This is a genomic window from Pseudomonas sp. GM80, assembly GCF_000282515.1.
GTDB lineage: Bacteria > Pseudomonadota > Gammaproteobacteria > Pseudomonadales > Pseudomonadaceae > Aquipseudomonas.
The window spans coordinates 1-6,578 of sequence record NZ_AKJD01000187.1 but is presented as its reverse complement, the minus strand read 5'-3'; the positions used below and the strand labels follow the sequence as shown (position 1 = coordinate 6,578).

Genomic DNA, 6,578 nt, shown 5'->3' with positions numbered 1-6,578 from the left:
AAGCTGGCTCCTACAGGGTTCGCGCTTTGCCCTGCATCACATCCAGCCGCACTCCGCCATCGACAGCGGCTCGCCGTCACCGATGATGAAGTGATCGAGCACCCGTACATCAATCAGCTCCAGCGCCTTTTGCAAACGCTTGGTCAGCAATCGATCCGCCTGACTGGGATCAGTGCTGCCCGACGGATGGTTGTGGCAGAGGATCACGGCGGCGGCGTTATTGGCCAAAGCGCGCTTTACGACTTCTCGGGGATGCACGCTGGTGTTGTCGATCGAACCGCGAAACAGCGCCTCGAAATTCAGTACTTGATGCTTTGAGTCGAGAAACAGACAGCCAAATACCTCATGGGGCTCATGCCGAAGCATCGCTTTAAGGTAATCGCGCACGACTTGCGGATTCTCCAGCGCCGGCTTCTTGCGCATGCGCTCGGCCAGATGCCGCCGAGCCATTTCCAGCACCGCCTGCAGTTGGGCATATTTCGCCGGGCCGAGGCCCAATTGTTCACTGAACGCTGCCAGATCGGCTTCAAGCAAAACCCGCAGGCTGCCGAATTGGTTCAACAGATGTCGCGCCAGATCCACCGCGCTTTTGCCAGAGACCCCGGTGCGCAAAAAAATTGCCAGTAATTCAGCGTCGGAAAGGCTTCCCGAACCCTGTTCCAGCAGCTTCTCCCGCGGGCGTTCCGCCGCAGGCCAATCACGAATACTCATAGCACTTCCCTGTCTGTGGGCGCCGCTGCTCCGTAGCGGTCGCTGTGATATCTTAGCCCATCTTTTTTGCGGGCGGATTCACCCTGGGGAGGGGGTTTCGCCACGTATGTCACCCACGAAATGAAAGGCAGACCTATGCAGCGGCTGTATCGGAAACGCATCGTTCTGGGCGTCGGCGGCGGCATCGCGGCCTACAAGAGCGCCGATCTGGTTCGTCGCCTGATCGATCAGGGCGCCGAAGTGCGCGTGGTCATGACCCACGGCGGCGCCGAATTCATCACCCCGCTGACCATGCAGGCGCTGTCCGGCCACCCGGTGCACCTCGACTTGCTCGACCCGGCCGCCGAAGCCGCGATGGGCCACATCGAGCTGGCCAAGTGGGCCGATCTGGTGCTGATCGCCCCGGCCACCGCCGACCTGCTCGCGCGTCTGGCGCAAGGCATTGCCAATGATTTGCTGACCACGCTGGTACTCGCCACTGACGCTGTCGTCGCTGTCGCGCCGGCCATGAATCAGGCGATGTGGCGCGATCCGGCGACCCAGGCCAACCTGCAACTCCTTGAAAGCCGTGGCCTGAAGACCTTCGGCCCGGCCTCGGGCAGTCAGGCCTGCGGCGACGTCGGCATGGGCCGGATGATGGAAGCCACTGACCTCGCACAGTGCGCGGCAGACTGCTTCCAGCGCCAGGCACTGACCGGCAAACACGTCGTCATTACCGCCGGCCCGACTCAGGAAAACATCGATCCGGTGCGCTACATCACCAACCACAGCTCCGGAAAAATGGGCTTTGCCCTCGCCGAAGCAGCGGTTGAAGCCGGCGCCCGCGTCACGCTGATCAGCGGCCCGGTGCACCTGCCGACGCCGGATCGCGTCACGCGTATCGACGTGGTCAGCGCCCGCGACATGCTCGCGGCTTGCGAAGCCGCGATCCCGTGTGACGTGTTCATTTCCTCGGCAGCGGTTGCGGACTACCGTCCGGAAGTCGTTGCCCCGCAAAAACTCAAGAAAGATCCTACGAGCGGTGATGGCTTCGTCCTGCAAATGGTGCGCAACCCAGACATTCTGGCCACCATCGCGACCCGTCCCGACCGTCCATTCAGTGTCGGCTTTGCCGCCGAGACCGAACACCTGCTCGACTACGCTGCACGCAAGCTGAAGGATAAGAATCTCGATTTGATCGTCGCCAACGACGTCGCCAACCCGAGCATCGGTTTCAACAGCGAAGAAAACGCCTGCAGCGTGATTGACCGTGCGCTGCACGCCACGGTTTTCGCCCAGACCAGCAAGAGCAAGATTGCTCGCCAACTGGTCACTTTTATCGCCGAACGTCTGAACCAGGTTTAATTTACATGCACGCTTTGCAAGCCAAGATCCTCGACCCACGCATCGGCACCGATTTCCCGCTGCCGCAATACGCCACTCCGGGCTCCGCCGGCCTCGACCTGCGCGCCATGCTGGAACAGGACATCGTGATCAAGCCGGGTGAAACCGTGCTGATCCCCACCGGTCTGTCGGTTTACATCGGCGACCCGAACCTCGCCGCGCTGATCCTGCCGCGCTCGGGCATGGGCCATAAGCACGGCATCGTGCTGGGCAACCTCGTCGGCCTGATTGACTCCGATTACCAGGGCCCGCTGATGGTGTCGTGCTGGAACCGTGGCCAGAGCGATTTCACCATGACCGTCGGCGAACGTCTGGCGCAACTGGTGCTGGTACCGGTGGTGCAGGCGCACTTCGAAATGGTTGAAGAGTTCGTCGAAACCGAACGCGGCACCGGCGGTTTCGGCCACACCGGCACCAAATAAGCCATGTAGGAGCTGCCGCAGGCTGCGATCTTTTGATCTTGATTCTTCAAAAACAAAATCAAAAGATCGCAGCCTTCGGCAGCTCCTACAGGGGAAAATTTCAGGCAGATCAGCTGATAGGTTTAACACCGTAAATCAAGGTTTTGCCGGCCGAAAGCCACGCCAGCCGAGGCGTCATGGCCCTTTCATACCACGAACTCTCTGTGGAAAACGCCGTCATACCCTTCAGTTTGAGCCTGCCGTCGAACGATTCGTCGGTCTGTCCCGCCACTTTCGAGATGGAGCATTTCCGTAGATGAGCACCCCAGCCAAGATCGCCCCGAAGCTGCCCGACAGCATTTTCCGCGCCTATGACATTCGCGGCACCGTGCCGGAATTCCTCAATGCCGAAACCGCTTACTGGATCGGCCGCGCCATCGGTTCGCAGAGCCTGGCGCAAGGCGAGCCGAATGTGTCCGTCGGTCGTGACGGCCGCTTGTCCGGCCCGGAGCTGGTTGCCGAGCTGATCCGCGGTATCGCCGAGAGCGGCTGCCACGTCAGCGACGTTGGCCTGGTGCCGACGCCGGCGCTGTACTACGCCGCCAACGTGCTGGCCGGCAAATCCGGAGTGATGCTCACCGGCAGCCACAACCCGTCGAACTACAACGGTTTCAAGATCGTCATCGCCGGCGACACCCTCGCCAACGAACAGATCCAGGCCCTGCACGAGCGCCTCAAGACCAACAACTTGAGCAGCGGCACCGGCAGCGTCACCCAAGTCGAGATCCTCGACCGCTATAACACCGAAATCGTCCAGGACATCAAACTGGCGCGGCGCATGAAAGTCGTGGTCGACTGCGGCAACGGCGCGGCCGGCGTGATCGCCCCGCAGCTGATCGAAGCGCTGAACTGCGAAGTCATCCCGCTGTTCTGCGAAGTCGACGGCAACTTCCCGAACCATCACCCGGATCCGGGCAAGCCTGAAAACCTCGTCGACTTGATCGCCAAGGTCAAGGAAACCAACGCCGACATCGGCCTGGCGTTCGACGGCGACGGCGACCGTGTCGGCGTGGTGACCAATACCGGCAGCATCGTCTACCCGGATCGTCTGCTGATGCTGTTCGCCCGTGACGTGGTCGCGCGCAACCCGGACGCCGAGATCATTTTCGACGTCAAATGCACCCGTCGCCTGGTGCCGCTGATCAAGGAATACGGTGGTCGTCCGCTAATGTGGAAGACCGGTCATTCGTTGATCAAAAAGAAAATGAAACAATCCGGCGCGCTATTGGCCGGCGAAATGAGCGGGCACATTTTCTTCAAGGAGCGCTGGTTCGGTTTCGACGACGGTATCTACAGTGCCGCACGGCTGCTGGAGATCCTCAGCAAGGAAAAATCCACCGCGGAAGAGCTGTTTGCGACCTTCCCGAACGATATTTCTACGCCGGAAATCAATATCCATGTGACCGAAGAGAGCAAATTCAGCATCATTGATGCTCTGCACGACGCACAGTGGGGCGCAGGCGCTGACCTGACCACCATTGACGGCGTGCGAGTCGATTACGCCAAAGGCTGGGGCCTGGTGCGCGCATCCAACACCACGCCGGTGCTGGTGCTGCGCTTCGAGGCCGATGACGAGGCTGAATTGCAACGCATCAAGGATGTGTTCCACGCCCAACTGAAACGCGTTGCACCTGATCTCCAACTACCGTTCTGATCCACCCGGAGCCCTGAATGACCCTCGAACGCGAAGCCGCCGCCCATACCGCCCAGGTCCTGTCCGAAGCGTTGCCTTACATCCGACGCTATGTCGGCAAGACCCTGGTGATCAAATACGGCGGCAACGCGATGGAAAGCGAGGAGCTGAAAACCGGCTTCGCCCGCGACATCGTCTTGATGAAAGCCGTCGGCATCAACCCGGTGGTCGTGCACGGTGGCGGCCCGCAGATCGGTGATCTGCTCAAGCGCCTGTCGATCGAAAGCCACTTCGTCGACGGCATGCGCGTCACCGACGCGGCGACCATGGACGTGGTCGAAATGGTTTTGGGCGGTCAGGTCAACAAAAGCATCGTCAACCTGATCAACCGTCACGGTGGCAGCGCCATTGGTCTGACCGGTAAAGACGCCGGGCTGATCCGTGCGAAGAAGCTCACCGTGACCCGCCAGACACCGGAGATGACTCAACCGGAAATCATCGACATCGGTCAGGTCGGCGAAGTGGTCGGGATCAATACCGAACTGCTGAACCTGCTGGTCAAAGGCAACTTCATCCCGGTCATCGCGCCGATTGGCGTGGGTGAGAACGGCGAGTCGTACAACATCAACGCCGACCTGGTCGCTGGCAAAGTGGCCGAAGCGTTGAAAGCCGAGAAGCTGATGCTGCTGACCAACATTGCCGGCCTGATGGACAAGTCGGGTACCGTGTTGACTGGCCTTAGCACCCAGCAGGTCGACGATCTGATCGCCGACGGCACCATCTACGGTGGCATGCTGCCGAAGATCCGTTGCGCGCTGGAAGCGGTTCAGGGCGGCGTCGGTAGTTCGTTGATCATCGACGGTCGTGTGCCGAACGCGATCCTGCTGGAAATCTTCACTGATACTGGTGTGGGTACGTTGATTAGTAATCGCAAGCGTCCTTGATCGGTAATTGCTGAAAGCAAAAGATCGCAGCCTGCGGCAGCTCCTACATAAGCGAATTTCGTTTGTATGAAATTTCTGTAGGAGCTGACGAAGTCTGCGATCTTTTTTATGCGCGCAAGAAACGTCCGACATAACTCAGCGAAACGTCCGACATTCCCTCCGAACAAATCTCCCTAGGATCTTCCCTTCATCCACCGGAGATTTACCCATGCAAAAAGATTACGTCCCTTACGGCAGCGATGTTTCCCCTGGCACTTACGAGTGCGTCGATTGCGGCCATCAGTATTCCAATCAAGCCAAAACCTCGATGCCACCGTGCCCGCAATTTCGCAAAACAGCACATGCGTTGAATGGCTGGAAAATCCTCACCGGCCAAGGTGATGCGATCAAAGACCCTTATCCGGAAAAGCCTGCCGACATCAAAAGCGCCGAGGTCATCACGCCCTCGAACAAAAAATAACTCCGGAGCGCCTGAGCCATGCAGATCTCGTTCACGATCGATGCCGACGCTTTCGAGCTGGAACAAAAGGAACCGGTCAAGAAAACCTTGCGCATCGGCGACGCAGAAATCGCCCACGCCTTGCAGCGTATCGCCAAGGCCAGCCTGACCGAATACCTGAAAATGCTGGTCGAGGGCGGGATGCCCAGCCGCGCTGACGAGGCCAAGCAGGATCGTCTGCTTTATCTGATTCAAAGCTACTTCGGGCAGACACTGCCGACCGAGTCGCAGATCTCGACGATCTTCCAGCTGACGCAGAGTCAAAGCAAAACCTTGCTGAAGAACACCGTGTCGCGTTTTCGCAATCAGCTCGACGACATCCTGCAGCACAGCATGCGCGCGGTGATCGAGACGGCTGAACATGCGCAGACCGTGTATCTGGTGGTGATCAGCTCGGACGTGATTCGCGATGAGCTGAACATGCTCATCACCCAGAACGAGCCAACCTTCAAACCCATCACCAAACGCAAGGGCAGCGCCGGGCAGTTCGAGATCAGTGAGGATTCCCACGACTTGCTCTGCACGACGCTGGGGCTCAATGCCGTTCAGTGACATCGTCGCGGTCAGTGGCTTGCTGCTGACCCTGACCACGTTCATGTTCAATCTGGCTTGGCCGGCCCTCAGTGAGGCGTTGGCGCTTGATGAATACCAGTCGGGGCCGCTGAACAGAAAACGCAGCAGGGACAAGGTTCGGGAGGCTGTTTACGGGCGGGCGCTGCCGTTGACGTGCGCGTTTATGGCGCTGTTTTACGTCAACCTGCCGGCTGCGGTGGGGATTATTCGCAGCAGCACGCTGGATCTGTGGGATTTTGATGTGGATCGCACGTTGTACGTGATGGTCGTACTGGCGTTGCTGGCGTTTGCACTGATCAACACGGGATTAACCGTGAAACTGCTCAGAAAATGGCGAAACCTTCGTTAAACCGAAACCCTGTAGGAGCTGCCGA

At 59.3% G+C, this 6,578-nt stretch carries 7 protein-coding genes and 1 pseudogene; 7 read left to right on the top strand and 1 reads right to left on the bottom strand.

The features are described 5' to 3' along the window. Positions 1 to 36: 36 nt before the first annotated feature. Positions 37 to 711, bottom strand: coding sequence for a RadC family protein (gene radC, locus PMI37_RS25315; protein ID WP_008086466.1), 675 nt, complete (start codon positions 709 to 711; stop codon positions 37 to 39). Between the two features lie 135 nt (positions 712 to 846). Here radC and coaBC point away from each other — a divergent pair, with 135 nt between their 5' ends. From coaBC to PMI37_RS25280, 7 genes and pseudogenes are all read left to right on the top strand, one after another. Further along, a complete protein-coding gene (gene coaBC, locus PMI37_RS25310; protein WP_008086465.1) occupies positions 847 to 2,055 on the top strand; it encodes a bifunctional phosphopantothenoylcysteine decarboxylase/phosphopantothenate--cysteine ligase CoaBC in 1,209 nt (402 codons plus the stop codon). Positions 2,056 to 2,060: 5 nt separating this feature from the next. After that, complete coding sequence (gene dut / locus PMI37_RS25305) at positions 2,061 to 2,516, top strand: dUTP diphosphatase (protein WP_008086463.1); 456 nt, start codon at positions 2,061 to 2,063, stop codon at positions 2,514 to 2,516. Between the two features lie 316 nt (positions 2,517 to 2,832). Then, positions 2,833 to 4,209, top strand: a pseudogene (locus PMI37_RS25300) (phosphomannomutase/phosphoglucomutase); the annotation flags it as partial. 17 nt (positions 4,210 to 4,226) lie between these two features. Continuing rightward, positions 4,227 to 5,132, top strand: a complete 906-nt coding sequence (gene argB / locus PMI37_RS25295; RefSeq protein ID WP_003229488.1) for an acetylglutamate kinase — start codon at positions 4,227 to 4,229, stop codon at positions 5,130 to 5,132. Between the two features lie 208 nt (positions 5,133 to 5,340). Next, positions 5,341 to 5,592 (top strand): hypothetical protein, encoded by a 252-nt coding sequence (locus PMI37_RS25290; protein WP_008086460.1) that lies wholly within the window; start codon positions 5,341 to 5,343, stop codon positions 5,590 to 5,592. 18 nt (positions 5,593 to 5,610) lie between these two features. Further along, positions 5,611 to 6,183, top strand: coding sequence for a hypothetical protein (locus tag PMI37_RS25285; protein WP_008086459.1), 573 nt, complete (start codon positions 5,611 to 5,613; stop codon positions 6,181 to 6,183). Further along, entirely contained in the window at positions 6,170 to 6,553 is a 384-nt protein-coding gene (locus tag PMI37_RS25280) for a hypothetical protein (RefSeq protein WP_008086457.1), read from the top strand. Before PMI37_RS25285 ends, PMI37_RS25280 begins: the two co-directional genes overlap by 14 nt. Positions 6,554 to 6,578 lie beyond the last annotated feature (25 nt).

What these genes read in the sequence shown, in the direction of transcription:
- coaBC (WP_008086465.1), top strand. Translation starts at nt 847, where the DNA reads ATGCAGCGGCTGTATCGGAAACGCATCGTTCTGGGCGTCGGCGGCGGC.
- PMI37_RS25290 (WP_008086460.1), top strand. Translation starts at nt 5,341, where the DNA reads ATGCAAAAAGATTACGTCCCTTACGGCAGCGATGTTTCCCCTGGCACT.
- argB (WP_003229488.1), top strand. Translation starts at nt 4,227, where the DNA reads ATGACCCTCGAACGCGAAGCCGCCGCCCATACCGCCCAGGTCCTGTCC.
- radC (WP_008086466.1), bottom strand. Translation starts at nt 711, where the DNA reads ATGAGTATTCGTGATTGGCCTGCGGCGGAACGCCCGCGGGAGAAGCTG.
- PMI37_RS25285 (WP_008086459.1), top strand. Translation starts at nt 5,611, where the DNA reads ATGCAGATCTCGTTCACGATCGATGCCGACGCTTTCGAGCTGGAACAA.
- PMI37_RS25280 (WP_008086457.1), top strand. Translation starts at nt 6,170, where the DNA reads ATGCCGTTCAGTGACATCGTCGCGGTCAGTGGCTTGCTGCTGACCCTG.
- dut (WP_008086463.1), top strand. Translation starts at nt 2,061, where the DNA reads ATGCACGCTTTGCAAGCCAAGATCCTCGACCCACGCATCGGCACCGAT.